General features: G+C 73.6%; 13 protein-coding genes. 2 read left to right on the plus strand and 11 right to left on the minus strand.

Annotated features, from left to right (window positions below):
* Positions 1-245: 245 nt before the first annotated feature.
* Entirely contained in the window at positions 246-1253 is a 1008-nt protein-coding gene (locus NX794_RS33255; RefSeq protein ID WP_258783403.1) for a stage II sporulation protein M, read from the minus strand.
* Positions 1254-1396: 143 nt separating this feature from the next.
* On the opposite strand from NX794_RS33255, the gene NX794_RS33260 reads away from it, so the two are divergent.
* On the plus strand, positions 1397-2296 hold the full coding sequence (locus tag NX794_RS33260; RefSeq protein WP_258783404.1) for an RDD family protein: 900 nt from the start codon (positions 1397-1399) through the stop codon (positions 2294-2296).
* A gap of 24 nt (positions 2297-2320) precedes the next feature.
* Here the strand turns inward: NX794_RS33260 and NX794_RS33265 are convergent, their stop codons facing one another.
* The 8 genes from NX794_RS33265 to NX794_RS33300 all read right to left on the minus strand — a co-directional run bounded on the left by NX794_RS33265 (position 2321) and on the right by NX794_RS33300 (position 11143).
* Positions 2321-2935: a hypothetical protein gene (locus tag NX794_RS33265; RefSeq protein WP_258783405.1), complete on the minus strand. Its 615-nt coding sequence runs from the start codon at positions 2933-2935 to the stop codon at positions 2321-2323.
* 186 nt (positions 2936-3121) lie between these two features.
* Positions 3122-4579 (minus strand): adenosylhomocysteinase, encoded by a 1458-nt coding sequence (gene ahcY / locus NX794_RS33270; RefSeq protein ID WP_258783406.1) that lies wholly within the window; start codon positions 4577-4579, stop codon positions 3122-3124.
* A gap of 313 nt (positions 4580-4892) precedes the next feature.
* Positions 4893-5876: a cation diffusion facilitator family transporter gene (locus NX794_RS33275; RefSeq protein ID WP_258783407.1), complete on the minus strand. Its 984-nt coding sequence runs from the start codon at positions 5874-5876 to the stop codon at positions 4893-4895.
* Between the two features lie 149 nt (positions 5877-6025).
* Complete coding sequence (gene manA, locus NX794_RS33280) at positions 6026-7177, minus strand: mannose-6-phosphate isomerase, class I (RefSeq protein ID WP_258783408.1); 1152 nt, start codon at positions 7175-7177, stop codon at positions 6026-6028.
* 101 nt (positions 7178-7278) lie between these two features.
* Positions 7279-8406, minus strand: a complete 1128-nt coding sequence (locus tag NX794_RS33285) for an SIS domain-containing protein (RefSeq protein ID WP_258783409.1) — start codon at positions 8404-8406, stop codon at positions 7279-7281.
* Between the two features lie 76 nt (positions 8407-8482).
* Complete coding sequence (locus NX794_RS33290) at positions 8483-8653, minus strand: Trm112 family protein (RefSeq protein WP_014673093.1); 171 nt, start codon at positions 8651-8653, stop codon at positions 8483-8485.
* A gap of 659 nt (positions 8654-9312) precedes the next feature.
* Positions 9313-10677 (minus strand): phosphomannomutase/phosphoglucomutase, encoded by a 1365-nt coding sequence (locus tag NX794_RS33295; protein ID WP_258783410.1) that lies wholly within the window; start codon positions 10675-10677, stop codon positions 9313-9315.
* Between the two features lie 88 nt (positions 10678-10765).
* Positions 10766-11143 (minus strand): DUF3499 domain-containing protein, encoded by a 378-nt coding sequence (locus tag NX794_RS33300; protein WP_258783411.1) that lies wholly within the window; start codon positions 11141-11143, stop codon positions 10766-10768.
* 331 nt (positions 11144-11474) lie between these two features.
* On the opposite strand from NX794_RS33300, the gene NX794_RS33305 reads away from it, so the two are divergent.
* A complete protein-coding gene (locus tag NX794_RS33305; protein ID WP_258783436.1) occupies positions 11475-11927 on the plus strand; it encodes a metallopeptidase family protein in 453 nt (150 codons plus the stop codon).
* 31 nt (positions 11928-11958) lie between these two features.
* On the opposite strand, the gene NX794_RS33310 is transcribed toward NX794_RS33305, so the two are convergent.
* The gene (locus NX794_RS33310) at positions 11959-13467 is read right to left on the minus strand and encodes a DUF5719 family protein (RefSeq protein WP_258783412.1); all 1509 of its coding nucleotides are present in this window, start codon (positions 13465-13467) and stop codon (positions 11959-11961) included.
* A complete protein-coding gene (locus NX794_RS33315; protein ID WP_258783413.1) occupies positions 13464-17318 on the minus strand; it encodes a glycosyltransferase in 3855 nt (1284 codons plus the stop codon). The genes NX794_RS33310 and NX794_RS33315 overlap by 4 nt, the downstream gene beginning before the upstream one ends.
* Between the last annotated feature and the right edge of the window lie 85 nt (positions 17319-17403).

Genomic DNA, 17403 nt, shown 5'->3' on the forward strand with positions numbered 1-17403 from the left:
CGGCGGTTCCGACTTTATCAGAAGTTCTTGGCCGGTCTGACCGGCCGTTCATTTCCGAGTAATCGGGAGGATGCTTCTTTGGAATGTCGATGTTCGACTTCTGTGAAGCGAAGTAGAGTCTAGCGGCTGCCTCCGAACTTGTCCAGTTCTAGGCAACTGTTTGAATCTACCTCCCCGCGCCTGCCGTGTCAACAGCTTTTGCGGGGCGAAGAGGAGACTAGCAGCTCAGGAGGGCCGGATGCACATCAGGCGGCCGTGGGCACGGCCGCACTGCGCTCGTCCGTCTCCAGGTCGCCCGTCTCTCCGGCGTGTGCCGCCCGGCCGCCGAGGACGTAGACGTATGCCAGGAAGGCCAGCTCGGCGACGACCCCGATGGTGATGCGGGCCCAGGTGGGCAGGCCGGACGGGGTGACGAAGCCTTCGATGGCGCCGGAGACGAACAGGACCAGGGCGAGGCCGATGGCCATGGCGATGGCCGCGCGGCCCTCCTCGGCCAGGGCGGTGCGCCGGGTGCGCGGGCCCGGGTCGATCAGCGTCCAGCCCAGGCGCAACCCCGTACCGGCCGCGACGAAGACGGCGGTCAGTTCCAGCAGGCCGTGCGGGAGGACCAGGCCGAGGAAGGTGTCGAGGCGGCCGGCCGAGGACATGAGGCCGAAGCCGATGCCGAGGTTGAGCATGTTCTGGAAGAGGACGAAGAGGACCGGCAGGCCCAGGAAGATGCCCAGGACCAGGCATGTCGCGGCGGCCTGGGCGTTGTTCGTCCATACCTGTGCGGCGAACGAGGTCGCCGGATGGCTGGAGTAGTAGGTCTCGTACTCGCCGCCCGGGCGGGTCATTTCGCGGAGCTGGCTGGGGGCGGCGATGGACGCCTGCACGTCCGGGTGGCCGCCGATCCACCAGCCGAGCAGGATCGCCACGGCGGTGGAGACGAGTGCCGTGGGCACCCACCAGTGCCGCGCGCGGTAGACGGCGGCCGGGAAGCTCCGCCCGAGGAAGCGGGTGACGTCGCGCCACGAGGCACGGCGGGTTCCGGTGACGGCGCTGCGCGCGCGAGCGACGAGTTGGCTGAGCCGTCCGGTCAGCTGCGGGTCGGGAGCGCTGGACTGGATGAGGGAGAGATGGGTGGCGGTGCGCTGGTAGAGGACCACGAGTTCGTCGGCTTCGGCTCCGTCGAGGCGGCGCCGACGGCGCAGCAGGGTGTCGAGCCGGTCCCATTCGGGACGGTGACGGGAGACGAAGACGTCCAGGTCCATCGGGTCTGTCTGCTCCTTGGCCGGTCGCCGGCCGCTGGTGGCGGATGCTCGTAGCTGCTGTCAGCTTGTCGTACTGCGGCGCGATGCGCCCACAGCTTGGCAGACTTGCGGTTCACCGGGTGGACCAGGGAAGGGCGGCGGGCGTGAGTGAGCTGGTGACGGGCGAGGCGGTGGCCCTGGAGCTACGGCCCGCGAAGCTGCCCAGCAGGGCGTTGGCGGTGCTGCTTGATCTGGCGGTGGCCTTGGTCGTCTACGTCCTGGTGACCGCGGTGCTGGTGGCGACGACGTCCTCGCTGGACGACGCCGCGCAGACGGCGCTGGCGATCGCGGCGTTTCTGCTGGTGCTGGTCGGCGGGCCGATCGCGGTGGAGACGCTCAGCCACGGGCGTTCGCTGGGGAAGCTGGCGCTCGGGCTGCGGGTGGTGCGGGACGACGGCGGGCCGATCCGGTTCCGGCACGCGTTGGTGCGCGGTGCGATCGGGGTCGTGGAGATCCTCATGACGTTCGGGGTGGTGGCCTGTATCGCCTCGCTGGTGTCGGAGCGCGGGCGGCGGCTCGGGGACGTGTTCGGGGGCACGCTGGTCGTGCGGGAGCGGATACCCGTCGGGCGGGGTGGTGTCGTGCCGCCTCCGCCGCCGTGGCTCGCGGACCGGTTCGGCGGCCTCGACCTGTCGGCGGTTCCGGACGGGCTGTGGCTGGCGGTCCGGCAGTATCTGAGCCGGATGCATCAGCTCGATCCGCAGGTCTCCCTGGGGATGGCGCGGCGGCTCGCGGACGATCTCGCGGCGCGCACGGCCGCTCCGGTGCCACCGGGGATCGCGCCGGCGGCCTTCCTGGCAGCCGTGGTGCACGAGCGGCAGTCGCGGGAGGCCCGGCAGGCTTTCGGTGCCGGTGCGTACAGCGCCGGTGGGTACGCGCCCCCTCCCCCGGTTCCCTGCTCCACCTCCCCGCTCCCGGCCCCCGCTCCCCCCGTTCCGGTGGCGCCGCCCGAGGAAGCGCGCTCCGGGGACCGTCCGGCCACCGGGTTCGCACCGCCCGCCTGACGCGCCGGTCCGCCGGGTGTGCGGTCAGGCGAAGCGGGAGGGCGGTGCGGCGAGGTCCTCCAGCTCGATGCCGGGCGCGGCCAGGACGACGTCGCCGGCGATGTGGACGGAGTGCCGTTCGCCGGTGTCCAGGGCTGTGACCTGGTATTCGTCCACGGTCAGGGGGCCGTTGTCAGTGGCGTGTGCTTCGCTGTTCACCAGTGCCCAGGACTGGTCCACGGTGCGGGGGGCGAGGACCGGGTCCGTGAACGCGACCAGGCGTACGCGGGTGCCGGCGGCGGAGGGGGTGAGGCGCAGGAGACGGGCGGTGGCGACGAGGAACGCGGGGGACGTACCGGTGAAGGCGTGGGCGCGCACAGTGCCTTCGGCTGCGTCGGTTCCGGTGGGGTCGGTGCGGACCCAGGTGACGCCGTCGAGGGCGGCGCCGCGCACCTGCCAGCCGCCCGCGTGGAGTTCGAGGCGGAGGGGGCGGCCGAGTTCGTCGAGGGCGAGGTCGACCGAGCCGCGATGGTCTCCGGCGGGGGTGGTGAGCTGGGAGACGTAGCGCCAGCCGGACGGTCCGGGGGCGCACTGGAAGTGTTCTTCGGCGAGGGGGGTGTGATCGTGCGGATCGTGGAGCGAATACCGGCCGCGGGGCATGGGGGTCCTGGATCGTGACGGGGTGATCGGGCCGCGGCGGCCAAAGGGGCAGGCCCCCGGCACGGGGGTGCGGGGGCCTGCCTCGGAGGTTCTGCCGCCGAGGAGCGCGCCAGTGGGGCCGGCGCGCTCGCCGTGGGCTGTGCCGGGCCGCGTGACGGCGGCCCGGACTGCTCGGTACGGACTCGCTCAGTAGCGGTAGTGGTCCGGCTTGTACGGGCCGTCGACCTCGACGCCGATGTACGCGGCCTGCTCCGGGCGCAGCTGGGTGAGCTTGACGCCCAGCGAGTCCAGGTGGAGGCGGGCGACCTTCTCGTCCAGGTGCTTGGGCAGCGTGTACACGCCGACCGGGTAGGCGTCGGGCTTGGTGAACAGCTCGATCTGGGCCAGCGTCTGGTCCGCGAAGGAGTTGGACATCACGAACGACGGGTGGCCGGTGGCGTTGCCCAGGTTCAGCAGGCGGCCCTCGGACAGCACGATGATGACCTTGCCGTCGGGGAAGGTCCAGGTGTGGACCTGCGGCTTGACCTCGTCCTTGACGACGCCCGGGATCGCGGCCAGGCCGGCCATGTCGATCTCGTTGTCGAAGTGGCCGATGTTGCCGACGATGGCCTGGTGCTTCATCTTGGCCATGTCCGAGGCCATGATGATGTCCTTGTTGCCGGTCGTGGTGACGAAGATGTCGGCCTTGTCGACGACCTCGTCCAGCGTGGTGACCTGGTAGCCGTCCATCGCCGCCTGCAGCGCGCAGATCGGGTCGATCTCGGTGACGATCACTCGGGCGCCCTGACCGCGCAGGGACTCGGCGCAGCCCTTGCCGACGTCGCCGTAGCCGCACACGACAGCGGTCTTGCCGCCGATGAGGACGTCGGTGGCGCGGTTGATGCCGTCGATCAGGGAGTGCCGGCAGCCGTACTTGTTGTCGAACTTCGACTTCGTCACGGCGTCGTTCACGTTGATCGCCGGGAAGAGCAGGATGCCGTCGCGCTGCATCTCGTACAGGCGGTGGACACCGGTCGTGGTCTCCTCCGTGACGCCACGGATCTCGGAGGCCAGCTGGGTCCACTTCTGCGAGCCGTCCGTGATGGTGCGGTGCAGGAGCTGGAGGATGACGCGGTGCTCGTCGGACTCGGCGGTCTCCAGGCCGGGGACCTTGCCGTCCTTCTCGTACTCGACGCCCTTGTGGACGAGGAGGGTGGCGTCGCCGCCGTCGTCCAGGATCATGTTCGGGCCGCCGGTGGGGCTGTCCGGCCAGGTCAGGGCCTGCTCGGTGCACCACCAGTACTCGTCCAGGGTCTCGCCCTTCCAGGCGAAGACGGGGACGCCCTGCGGGTTGTCGGGCGTGCCGTTGGGGCCGACGGCGATGGCGGCGGCCGCGTGGTCCTGGGTGGAGAAGATGTTGCAGGAGGCCCAGCGGACCCGGGCGCCCAGGGCGACCAGGGTCTCGATGAGCACGGCGGTCTGCACCGTCATGTGCAGCGAACCCGTCACGCGGGCGCCGGCCAGCGGCTGCGCCTCGGCGTACTCCTTGCGGATCGCCATCAGACCGGGCATCTCGTGCTCGGCGAGGGTGATCTCCTTGCGGCCGAACTCGGCCAGCGAGAGGTCGGCGACCTTGAAGTCCTGTCGGTTCTCGACAGTCGTCATTGCGAGCTGCTCCTCGGGGTTGGGGCGAGGTGGGTACGGCTGGTCTGCGCGGCGGCGGACACACAGGTGCCCGAGAAGAGGTCACGGGCATGCCCACGTACGCGCAGCGCAGTCCGTCGGAGGCCCTCTCTCCCTCGGCCGGTCCGTCGTGGGACCGCCCGACCGCCATCAGCAGCGACGTCTGGCTCCGATCCAAGCTACACCGCCCGGCCCGGCGGGCCCCAGTCCGCCCGCGCGTGGTTCGGGCCACGGACGTGCCGATGACGAGCCCCTCGCGAGCGCGCGGTGGCGTGGCAGGAGGCCGGGTGCCGGGTCAGTGGGCGCCGGTGGCGTGCGGGTTGGGGCCGCCCGGGGTGGCTTCCGGGTCCGGTCCCTTGGCGGCCTCGGTCTCGCTGTAGACGTCCGGCTCCAGGTAGATGACCCGGGCGATGGGGACGGCGGCGCGGATGCGGGTCTCGGCGGCGTCGATGGCCCGGGCGACCTCGGTGGCCGTGTCGTCGTGCCGGACGGCGATCTTGGCGGCGACCAGCAGTTCCTCGGGGCCGAGGTGGAGGGTGCGCATGTGGATGATGCGGGTGACCGTGTCGCCGTCGACGGTCGCCGCCTCGATCTGCTTGATCACGTCCAGGCCGGCGGCCTCGCCGAGCAGCAGCGACTTGGTCTCGGCGGCCAGGACGAGGGCGATCAGGACGAGCAGGACGCCGATGCAGGCCGTGCCGACGCCGTCCCAGACGCCGTCGCCGGTGAGCAGGGAGAGGCCGACGCCGCCGAAGGCGAGGACCAGGCCGATGAGCGCGCCGAAGTCCTCCAGCAGGACCACGGGCAGCTCGGGGGCCTTGGCGCGGCGGATGAACTGCGACCAGGACAGCTTGCCGCGCAGTTGGTTGGACTCCTTGATGGCCGTGCGGAACGAGAAGCCCTCGGCGATGATTGCGAAGGCGAGGACGCCCACCGGCCAGTACCAGTGCTCCAGCTCGTGGGGGTGGCTGATCTTCTCGTAGCCCTCGTAGATGGCGAACATGCCGCCGACCGAGAAGAGGACGATGGAGACGAGGAAGGCGTAGATGTAGCGCTCGCGGCCGTACCCGAAGGGGTGCTGCGGGGTGGCCTCGCGCTGTGCCTTCTTGCCGCCGACGAGCAGCAGGAACTGGTTGCCGGAGTCGGCGAGCGAGTGGACGCCCTCGGCGAGCATCGAGGAGGAGCCGCTGAACGCGAACGCCACGAACTTCGACGCCGCGATCGCGAGGTTGGCGCCGAGTGCCGCCACGATCGCCCTGGTACCGCCTGACGCGCTCATGTGTCCGCGTTGTCCCTTCGCCTCTGGCGACTGTCGCCCTCGTACGTCCCACGCCGTCCTGGCGTGTACCCGGCTTTGCCCGGACTTTGCCGGTGGGTCATTCTTGCAGCCCGGCCGGGTCCGGATCCGTCAGGTATCCACCACCCCGGTCATACGATCACAGTGGCGCGGAAGAGGGTGCCGGCGCCGGAGATCTCCGCCTTCTCGCCCGCCGGCACGAACACCGACCGGCCGGGCGTCAGTTCGTGTTCGCCGGCCAGCACGGACCCGGCCGTGCAGAGCAGGATCTGCGGGGTGTCGCGGGTGACGTCGTGGGCGCTGCCGCCCTCGGACAGGACGTACCGGGAGAGCCGGAACTCGTCGATCGGCGTCTCGTAGACCTCCTCGCCGTCCGGGGACGCCTCCGGACGCAGTACGCCCGGGTCGCCGGCCTCGAAGCGGACGACGCGCAGGAGTTCGGGGACGTCGACGTGCTTGGGGGTCAGGCCGCAGCGCAGGACGTTGTCGGAGTTGGCCATGATCTCGACGCCGAGGCCGTTCAGGTAGGCGTGCGGGATGCCGGCGCCGAGGTAGAGGGCCTCGCCCGGTTGCAGGCGGACGTGGTTGAGCAGCATGGCCGCGATGACGCCGGGATCGCCCGGGTAGTGGTGGGCGATGTCGGCGTAGGGAGCGAGGTCGCCGCCGAGACGGGTGCAGGCGGCGGTGGCCTCGGCGACCGTGTGGGCCATGTCGTCCGGGTCGGCGGTGAGGATCGCGGTGAGCACCTCGCGCAGGGCCGCGTCCTCGGGGTGGGCGCGCAGCAGGTCGACGTACGGCTTGAGGGAGTCGACGCCGAGGCGGTCCAGCAGGTCGGCGGCCTGGTCCGGGGCGCGGAAGCCGCACAGGCCGTCGAACTCGGTGAGCGCGCAGATCAGTTCGGGCTTGTGGTTGGTGTCCTTGTAGTTGCGGTGCGGGGCGTCGACGGGGACGCCGTGCCGCTCCTCGTCGGCGAAGCCCTGCCTGGCCTGCTCCAGGTCGGGGTGGACCTGGAGGGACAGGGGCGCGCCGGCGGCGAGGATCTTCAGCAGGAAGGGCAGGCGGGGGCCGAACCTGGCCACCGCGCGGGCGCCGAGTTCCCGCTCCGGGTCGGCCTCGACGACCTCGACGAGGGTTCCGCGCGCGGTGCGCGAGGGGGCGCCGGGGTGGGCGCCCATCCACATCTCCGCCTGGGGTTCGCCGGTCGGCTCGACGCCGAGCAGGCGCGGGATGGCGGTGCGGGAACCCCAGGCGTAGGGGCGGACGGTGTTGTCGAGGCGATCCATGTGTCTTCTCTGTCTCCGTACGTACGCTGCTCGGCCGGCGGCTGCCCTTGCTCGGTGAGCCGTGCCGGTGGTGGGCGCGGGTCGGCCGGCCCGGAGCCAGGTCAGGCCCTGGAAGCGAGCGCCAGGTAAACGGCGGCGAAATCCGTGACGGCGATCAGTTCCGCGAGGGTCTCCAGTTCGCCGCCCTCCTCCGGTTCGAGTTCACTGATCGGGGTGTCGTGGCCGAGGGCCGTGTCCCGGGCGGTGGGGGCGGCGGTGAGGCCGCCGAGCGGGCGGTCGCGGAGCAGCACCACGCGCGCGTGCAGCGCGGGCGGGTCCTCCACGCGGTCGCGGAAGAAGTCGTCCGGGTCGGCGCTGGCGGCGAGCGGGCCGGCCAGCAGGGTGCTGTGCGCGGCGAGCGCCTCGGGCAGTTCGGCGACGAGCGCGGGGCGGCCGGCGAGTTCGGCGAGCGCGGCGGCGAAGCGGCGTCCCGCCGGGCCCGCGGAGGTGCCCTCGGTCCACACCACGGGGAGCGCGTCGGCCAGTTCGGCGGCGAGGGTCTTGGCCGGGTTGCCGTAGGTGGCGATGGCGGGGCCGCAGCGCTCGGCGACGTGGTCCAGGCGGTCGGCGATCCGGTCCAGGGCGTCCGGCGGGGCGGTGATCAGACCGATGCGGTCCAGCAGCGCCAGGAGCGGGGTCAGCAGGGCCCAGAAGACGCCCGGGGAGGACGCGGCGAGGGGTTCCTCCTGGTCGTACGGCGTGGTCGCCATCGGTACGAACAGGCCGTGCGCGCCGGCCACGGACTCGGCGAGCGGGGTGCGGGGCGGGGCCACGGCGACGACCGAGAGGCCACGGCGGTAGGCCTGGTCGGCGAGCAGGGAGAGGCCGGGTTCGCCGCCGTCCGGGGTGGCGATCAGGAGCAGGTCCACGGAGCCCGCCCAGCCGGGGAGTTCCCAGCGCAGGGCGCCCGCGGCCGGGGCGACGCCGGTCGGGGCGAGGCGGACGACGGGGCTGCCGGCGCCGGCCAGGGTGCCGAGGAGGTCGGCGGTGTGGGTGGCGGCGGCGCCGGGGCCGGCGATCAGTACCGCGCGGGGGCGGCCGTCGGGCTTGAGGCCGCCGACGCCGGCCTCGGCGGCGCCCCGGGCGGCGGTGCGGACGCGGGCGCCGGCCTCCGCCGCGCCGCGCAGCAGGCCTCGGCGGTCGGCCTCGGCGAGGCCCTCCGGGGTGTCGAGCAGCGATTCGTCCAGCATGGGCGGAGCTTCTTCCGGTCGCCGGGGTGCGCAGCGTCTCGTCGGGCGCCGCGTTGCTACGGGGCGGGGGTGGGCGTCACTCGGGGCGGCGGGCCTCGTCCACGAGGAGGACGGGGATGCCGTCGCGGACGGGGTAGGCGAGGCCGCAGTCCTGGCCCGTGCAGATCAGCTCGGTGTCCTGCTCCTTCAGGGGGGCGTGGCAGGCCGGGCAGGCGAGGATCTCCAGGAGGCCGGCTTCGAGCGGCATGAGGTGTCCCTTCGGAGGCGGGTACGGCTGTATGGACGTGCTGGTCAGCGTACCGCCGGGCGGGCGGCGCCGGGGGGTTCGGCCGGTTTCCGGTCCCCGTCCAGGGGGCTCCGCCCCCTGGACCCCCGGGCCTTTGCCCACCCACCACCCGAAACTGTCGGCTGGAGGGCCGCCGAGAAGAGCCGACGGCACCTCGACCGGTCTCGGCTCGGGGGCGTGCCCGACACGACACCGAGCGCCCGGACCGGTCGGCCGGAGGTGCCCGGGATCGGACTCGGCACTCTGCGGGTTGAGCGGCCCGGCGGACGAACGGGCGGCCTCCGCTCGGACGGCCGAGCACGGGCGGATCCCCGACCGGACGGCCGAACTCGGACGGCTCCCCGACCGCACGCCCGAACGCGCAACCGGCCGTGGGGCCAGCTGAGCGGGCTGTCGGGGCGGCCGGCCAGGGGCGGCCGCCCCGCGTACGAGGGCCGCCCCGAGAGGCCGCTGGGAGGCGGGCGGTAGGAAGCGGATCGATGAGCCTTGGGCAGTTGTCGGCGCCCGACACCTGTCGCCGCGGTTCGGGGCCCGCGCCCCGGGCTCCGGGGACTGGGGCCGGGCTCCGCGGACAGTGGCCCGTGTGAGGTCGGGGGCCGGGGCACGCCCAGGGCTTCAGGTCAGGCCCTGATGATCGCCAACGCCTCGTCGCGGATCTTCGTCATCGTCGCCGGGTCCTTCGCCTCGGCGTTCAGGCGGAGGAGGGGTTCGGTGTTGGAGGGGCGGACGTTGAACCACCAGTCGGGGGCCGCGACCGTGAGGCCGTCGAGGTCGTCGAGGGTGACGTCGGCGCGGTGTTCGTAGGCGGAGCGGATGGCGGCGAGGCGGCCGGTCTGGTCGGCGACGGTGGAGTTGATCTCCCCGGAGCCCGTGTAGCGGTCGTACTGCGCGACGAGCGCGGACAGCGGGCCGTCCTGGCCGCCGAGGGCCGCGAGGACGTGCAGCGCGGCCAGCATGCCGGTGTCGGCGTTCCAGAAGTCCTTGAAGTAGTAGTGCGCGGAGTGCTCGCCGCCGAAGATCGCACCGCTGCGGGCCATCTCGGCCTTGATGAAGGAGTGGCCGACGCGGGTGCGGACCGGTGTGCCGCCGTTCTCCCGGACGACCTCCGGGACGGTGCGGGAGGTGATGAGGTTGTGGATGACCGTGCCCGTGCCGCCGTTGCGCGCCAGCTCCCGCGCGGCGACCAGCGCGGTGACCGCCGACGGCGAGACCGGGTCGCCGTGCTCGTCCACGACGAAGCAGCGGTCGGCGTCCCCGTCGAAGGCGATGCCGAGGTCGGCGCCCTCCGCGGGCACCCGCTTTTGCAGGTCCACGAGGTTGGCCGGGTCGAGCGGGTTGGCCTCGTGGTTGGGGAAGGTGCCGTCCAGCTCGAAGTACATCGGCACGAGGGTCAGGGGCAGGCCGGCGAAGACCGTGGGGACCGTGTGGCCGCCCATGCCGTTGCCGGCGTCGACCACGACCTTCAGGGGGCGGATCGAGGTCAGGTCGACCAGCGAGCGCAGATGCGCCGCGTAGTCCTCCAACGTCTCGCGGGTGCCGAGGGTTCCCCGCCCGGCGGCCGGCTCGGGTGCCCCCGACTCCAGCCATTTCTCGACCAGTTCGCGGATCTGCGCGAGGCCGGTGTCCTGGCCGACCGGCGCCGCGCCGGCACGGCAGAGCTTGATGCCGTTGTACTGGGCGGGGTTGTGGGAGGCGGTGAACATCGCGCCGGGCAGGTTCAGCGCGCCCGAGGCGTAGTACAGCTGGTCCGTGGAACACAGGCCGATCTCGGTGACGTCCACGCCGCGGTCGGCCGCGCCGCGCGCGAAGGCGCGGGACAGGCCGGGGGACGAGGGCCGCATGTCGTGGCCGACGACGATCGCGGCGGCGCCCGTCACCTCGGCGAAGGCGGCGCCGAAGAGCGCGGCCAGTGACTCGTCCCACTGGTCCGGGACCACTCCGCGCACGTCGTACGCCTTCACGATCTGCGACAGATCAGCAGCCACGGCCAACCCTCCTGAAAGTCCTATGGGTGCCCACAAACTACCCGTCCGGGGTAAGCCGGGAGTGCGCGGACACCAGGTGCAGGCGGTCTCAGTTGTCCGGGGAGCGCAGCACCCGCAGGTGGCCGCGGCGGGCCACCTCCATGGGGTCGGCCGTACGGCCACCGCCGCCGCCCGCCTCGGCCGCCCGCTGCTGGGGGCGAGCCGCCTCGCGCACGGCGTTGGCGAGCGCTTCCAGGTCGTCGCCGCTGGGGCGGGCCGGGGCCGAGCCGTCCAGGAGGCGGACGACCTCCCAGCCGCGCGGGGCGGTGAGGCGCTCGGAGTGCTCGGCGCACAGGTCGTAGCAGTGGGGTTCGGCGTAGGTGGCGAGCGGGCCGAGGACCGCGGTCGAGTCGGCGTAGACGTACGTCAGCGTCGCGACGGCGGGTCGGCCGCAGGCGGTGCGCGAACAGCGACGTACAGGGCTCACGACGTTGGACGGTACCGCACTCTTGAGCGGGCCGCGACGACTCTCCCCCAGGTCACTCCACCGTGTCGTCTTGTGAAACGCACCACACGGGGCTTCTCGCGCGCCTCGCTGACCTGCGAGTACGAGGGTCCGGCGGGGCGCGGGCGCTACTGCATCCGGTCATGAGTCGGCACAAACACCGTCAATTGCCTTGAGTTCGGTGGTCTTGGAGGGTTACGGAAACGAGCCAGACCTTGGCCGGATCGGTCATCGTGCGACAGGGGGCCGACGGTGGCCGGTTGCCGCGTCGGGTCCGGCGGCCGGGGCGCCCGGGGAATAGGCTTCACCGGTGATGGACAACCGTGTACCGCCCAGTGCCGCCGGCCCCGGGCCCCGCCGCCGCGATCGCCATGGCAGGGGCATGCGGGGGCCCATCGCGCCGCCCCAGGTGCCGTTGGCCGCGAGCAGGGCCGAGGTCTTCGCCGACCTGGTGCGGGACTCCGTGGAGCGGCTGGAGCGGCGGTGGCCGCAGCTCGCGGACATCGATTTCCTGGTGCTGGAGGTGCCGCGGCCGGAGAGCCCGGACGCGGCGGTGTGGGGGGACGACGCCGTGCCGCTCGGCGGGATCATCCCCGCGCAGGACGGGCGCCGGGCCCGCGTGGTGGTGTACCGGCGGCCGGTGGAGATCCGGACCAAGGGCCGCGACGAGCGGGCCGAGCTGGTGCACGAGGTCGTGGTGGAGCAGGTGGCCGAGCTGCTCGGACTGACACCGGAGACGGTGGATCCCCGGTACGGGGAGGACTGACCCGCCCCGGTACGGGGAAGGTCAGGGCGCGCTACCGCTGGAGCACCGACAGGTCCTCCTCCGTGTGCGGCACCGAGACCGTCCCCCGGTCGTCCGGGAGGGTCTGGACGGTGAAGCCGGGGACGCCGTCCTCGGTGGCGGCGAGGGTGCGGGCGGCGTAGACGGGGGCGCCGGAGACGGGTTCCACCGTGAGGGCGTAGGTGCCCTTGGCGGTGGGGGCGTCGATGTTCTGTGTGGTGCCCGCCTTGATCGTGTACGTCTTCGTCACCGCCGACCCGCCCTCGGTGCCCGCCGACGCCGTGACCTTGACCGTGGCCGTGCCGGTGGGGGCCGTGAGGGCGAGGGTGGTGCCCTTGGCGTTGTTGTCGGCCGAGGTCGCGCGGGTGCCGACGGGAGCGGTGGCCGGAATGTAGGCGGTCTCCTGCTTGTCGCCCTTGCCGCGCACGACACGCAGCGCCGCGACGACCGGCACCGATTCGTCGGTGGGGGTCAGGACCAGGGAGCCGGCCTCGCCGCGGGTGACGTCGTGGAGGTCGGCGGCGGTGGTCATGCCCGACTTGACGTGCAGGGTCTCGCTGCCCGCCGGGGTGATCAGGCCGTCGGGCGAGGCCAGGCGGACCTTGAGGTCGGCGTCGTCGCCGCCGGGCGTGAAGGCGATCAGGCGGACGTCGGTGGCGTCCTTGGGGATGCCGGGCAGCACCAGGCTTCCGGCCGGGTCGGTCGCGGCGGCCAGCCAGTCGCCGCCGGTCTTGGCGTCCAGGGCCTGCACGGTCGCGCCGACCCGCCCGCTGCGCACGCTGACGTGCAGGGTGAGGTCGTCCTCGTGCTTGTCGGTGAGGGTGGAGAGCAGGATCGGCTCGCTGGAGTGCGGCTTGACCGTGAGGTTCTCCCCGAGCGGGGACTTGATCGCGCCGTTCTTGCCGTACAGCTCCACGTCGACGACGGCCGCGGAGTCGTCCGGGTTGGTCAGGTGTACGTAGTCGGTGCGGCCGGTCGCGGTGCTGGCGCCCGGGAACCAGAACTCGGTGTCGGCGGCGGTGCAGTTGACGCCGTGCAGTCCCCGGCCGGTGCCGGCGGCGACCTCGGTGGTCTCCTGGACGGTCCAGCCGGGCGCGAACTTCCCGTCGGCGGTGCCGATCAGCGCGGTCGCGTCCGATCCGGAGGTGTCGCCGGTGGCCGGGGTGCCCGGGGACTTGGGCGCGAGCACCGGCTGGTCGGTCTTCTTCCCGCCCTTGCCGTCCTTCCCGCTCCCCTTGCCGCCGCTCCCGCCGTCCGCCGAGTCCTCGGTGGCGGCCTGGAGTTGGGCCTTGCCGCTGCCCGCGGTGCCCTTGGTGACGGGGGTGAAGGAGGTGTACGACGTCTCGGCGATGTCGGAGACGCTCGGCGCCGGGCACAGCAGGCCGGTGCGCTCCACGGGCAGGTGGGCGGCGGCCTCCGGGGCGGACGCGCCGGACGCCGAGGGGCCCTCCAGCGCGGCGAACGCGGTGACGGCCGCCAGCACGGTGGTGCCGGCGATCAGGGACAGGGTGGTGCGGTTCACTGCTGGCTCCCGTCGGGACGCTGGCTGCCGGTGCCGTGGGGGTGCCGGGCCGGGTCGTAGCCCTGCCGGCCGGGGTCGTGTCCCGGCCCCGGGTCGTAACCCTGGCCATGTCCCTGGTCGTAACCCTGGCCATGTCCCTGGTCGTAACCCTGGTCATGCCCCGGGTCGTGGCCCTGGTCATGCCCTTGGTCGTGGCCCTGCTGGTAGGCCGCCGGGTCGTACGGCGCCTGGTCGGCCGTGCTCCCGTAGGCGTACGGGTCGTAGGGCGCCGTCCGGTAGGGGTCGGCGGGGTAGGCCTGCTGGTCGTAACCGGTGTTCTGGTACTGCTCGGCGCCATAGCCGCCGTACCCGGCGCCCGTGTAGGTGGCCGGGTCCCACTCGTCGTAGGACTGCTGGTGCGGTACCGCGGCGGCGGGGTTCTCCTGCGGGGCCGGCGGGGTGGCGAACCGGCCCTCAACGGGCTGCTCTTCGGCGGATCGCTCTTCGACGGGTTGTCCCTCGGCGAACTGGTCGCCGGTGAACTGGTCCCCGACGGGCTGTGTGTCGGCCGCCGGTTCCTCGGCCTGGGCGCGCAGGCGGCGGGCGCGGCGGCCCTCGCCGGTCGTGGCCTGGGCGGGCAGCGGCTGCTCCTCGGGCAGGTCGTCGTCGACGTCGCGGCGGCGGCCGGGGAGGGCGAGGACGACGAGGACGAGAGCGAGCGCGCCCTGGGCCCACAGCCAGGCGGTGTGGGTGAGCGGGGCGTCGTAGCTGACGTCCAGCCGGCCGCCGGCGGCGGGCAGTTCGAAGCCCTGGGCCCAGCCGTCGACCATGGTGGCGGTGAGCGGCTTGCCGTCGAGGGTGGCGGTCCAGCCCTCGGCCTTGCTGTCGGCCAGGCGCAGTACGCGGCCGTCGGAGCCGGCCGGGATCGTGGTGTGGACCTCGACCGGTCCGGCGGCGATCGGCCGCGGTGTGCCCGTGTCGCCGGCCGGCACGATCGCGGCGCGGGAGACCTCCCGGCCGACGCGCCACAGGGCGCTGCCGTCCTGCCGGCTGAGCCGGGCGAGGCCGGGGGTGGCGTCGAGGACGCGGGTGATCGCGCGGGGCGCGCCCTGGTGGACGAGGACGTACCGCACGGCGAAGCCGCCGAGTTCGTCGGTCTGGTCGGCGCCGGAGCCGGCGACGAGGTTGGCGACCACCTTGTCCAGGCGGGCGTTCCGGCCGTCGGCGGCGGTCAGTTCGGCGTCGCCGAGGCGGGCGCCGGCGCCGCGGACCAGGCTGTAGCGCACGCGCGCGGTGGAGTCGCTGTCCAGGACGAGGGTGCGGGCCTGGTCGCCGCCGGCGGAGTCCTCGGCGACGAACGCGGGCACCTGGGCCGGGTCGCGGCGCTTGAGGGGGCCGTCGGCGCCGCCGAGCATCCAGCCGGCGGCGACCAGCAGCGGGCCCGCCGCGCAGGCGAAGGCGATCAGGGCGGCGACGGGCTGGCGCCAGCCGAAGTTCTGCTCGGCCACGCGCGCGCGGGCGCCGTCGGCGCCGAGGACGGCGGCGGCGATCAGGGCGATGCCGTAGACGAGGGTGGCGGGGCCGGCCCAGGTGGAGCGGTTGGACAGCACGGCGAGGACGAGGCCCAGCAGGGCGACGGCCCAGGCGGCGCGGATGCCGAGCCGGCGCTCGGAGCGCAGGAGTGCGGCCAGGGCGGCGAGCACGATGCCGATGAGCAGCAGGCCGTGCACGGTGCCGGGGCCGCCGGGGCTGGTGCCGAGCAGGTCGGAGGCGGAGGCGGCCGAGGCGCCGTACTCAAGACCGGCCTCCTGGAAGAAGCCGGTCGGCAGCAGGGTCAGCGACCAGGGCGCGAGGACCAGCAGCGGGGTGCCGAGCTGGGCGAGGAAGCGCAGGCCCTGAGCGAGCGGGTCGCGGCGGCGCAGCACCAGGACGGCGAGGCCGAGCACCAGGGCGAGCGGCCAGACGATCGGCGTGAAGGCGGTGGTGATGGTCAGCAGCAGCGCGTACGCCCAGGTGGCGCGCCAGCTGCCAGGGGTGCCGGTACGGCTCGTCAGACCGCTCGCGGCGACGCCCGCGCGCGCGATGAGCGGGAGCAGCACGGCGAGGACGGCGGTGCCGACGCGGCCGCCGGCCAGGGCTCCGGTGGTGGCGGGCAGGAAGGCGTAGGCGATGGCGGCCCACGCGCGCAGCAGCCGGGAGGGGACGAGCGGCCGGGAGGCGAAATAGGCGGTGAGTCCGGCGAGCGGCACCGAGCCGACCAGCAGGACGGTGACGGCCAGGCCGGTGGAGCCGAGGAACAGGGCGGCGAAGGACGCGAGGACGGCGAGGTAGGGCGGTGCGGCGGGGGTGCCGCCCGCGCCGACCGGGTGCCAGGCGTCCAGGTAGCGCGACCACAGCTCGCCGGCGCCGGACGGGGCGGGCAGCAGGGCGCCGCCCGCGAGCGCGCCGCCGCCGAGCAGGGCGCGGCAGGCGACGAGGGAGACCACGAGCAGGGCGAGGAAGAGCACGGGGCCGGGCTTGCGGGCGATGCGCTTGAGCCGGGCGAACTGCTCGATCTCCAGGAAGTCGGCGTCGTCGCCGCCGGGCCCGGACTCCACGGCGCCGCCGTGCCGGCCGGCGGTGGTGTCGGTGTCGGAGCCGCTGGAGAAGTTGCCGGCGATCTGTTCGACGGTGGCCCGGACCGTGGCGCCGGGCGGCGGGAGGAGTTGGCGCAGCTCGCCCTTGTCGAGCTGGGCGGTGCCGCGGCGGCGCCGGGCGGCGATGATCCGCTCGGGTCGCAGCAGGGTGCTCAGCAGGCCGCGGATCTCGTCGACGGCCTGGCCGGGGACCTTGCCGACCAGGTAGGCGACGGTCCTGACGAGGGTGCCGAGGACGAGGCGCAGCAGCACCCAGGGCAGGGCGGCGGTGCGGGTGTTGGCGAGCAGGGTGTAGACGGCGCCGGCCTTGTCGACCTTGTGCGGGGAGGCGGTGGCGCGGCCGGCGCAGTCGACGGCGCGGCGCTCGCGGGAGGCGGCCTCGGCGTGCCGGACGACGGCGTCGGGGGCGACCAGGACGCGGTGGCCTGCGGCGTGGGCGCGCCAGCACAGGTCGACGTCGTCGCGCATCAGGGGCAGCCGGCGGTCGAAGCCGCCGAGCTGTTCGAAGACGTCGCGGCGGACGAGCATGCCGGCGGTGGAGACGGACAGCACGGTGCGTACGTGGTCGTGCTGGCCCTGGTCCTGTTCGCGGCGGTCGAGGCCGGTCCAGCGGCGGCCGGAGTTGGCGATGGAGACGCCGACCTCCAGCAGCTGCCGCCGGTCGTACCAGCCGCGCAGCTTGGGGCCGACGACCGCCACGTCGTCACGGCCGAGTTCGTGTTCGGTGTCGACGACGCGGAGCAGCTGGGCGAGGGCGCCGGGTTCGGGGGCGCAGTCGTCGTGCAGCAGCCAGAGCCACTGGACGGGTTCGCCGTGCGGCAGTTCGGGCAGGTCGTAGGCGTCGTCGCGCCAGGTGCGGGTGACCGGGTCCCAGCCGCTGGGGCGCTTGAGGTACGGCAGCTCCTCGGGCGTCAGGACCGGGGCGACGCGGCTCGCCTCCTCCACGGCCTGGCCGAAGCCGGTGCGGCGGGCGAGGTGCAGGACATTGCCGTCGCCGAGGGCCTCGGTGAGCAGCCGGGCGGAGTCGTCGGCGCTGCCGGTGTCGGCGGCCACCGCGTGCTGGACGGGGCGCTCCTGGCCGAGCAGGCCGGCGAGGGCGTCGGGCAGCCAGCGGGCGCCGTCGTGGGAGACGAGGACCGCGGTCACCACGTGGCGCGGGAACTCGGGCGGGCGGGACGGGTCAAACACGGCGGTGGCAGCGTCGTGTCGGGCTGCCGCATGGCTGTGCACGGACATCGAGGTACGGGCCCCGGTTCGCTGGACTGCGGTGGACGGCCGCGTCTCCTCGAAGGCGAGGGGACGGCGGGGCGTCTCGGACGAG

The organism is Streptomyces pyxinicus (assembly GCF_024753135.1).
Taxonomy (GTDB): domain Bacteria; phylum Actinomycetota; class Actinomycetes; order Streptomycetales; family Streptomycetaceae; genus Streptomyces; species Streptomyces pyxinicus.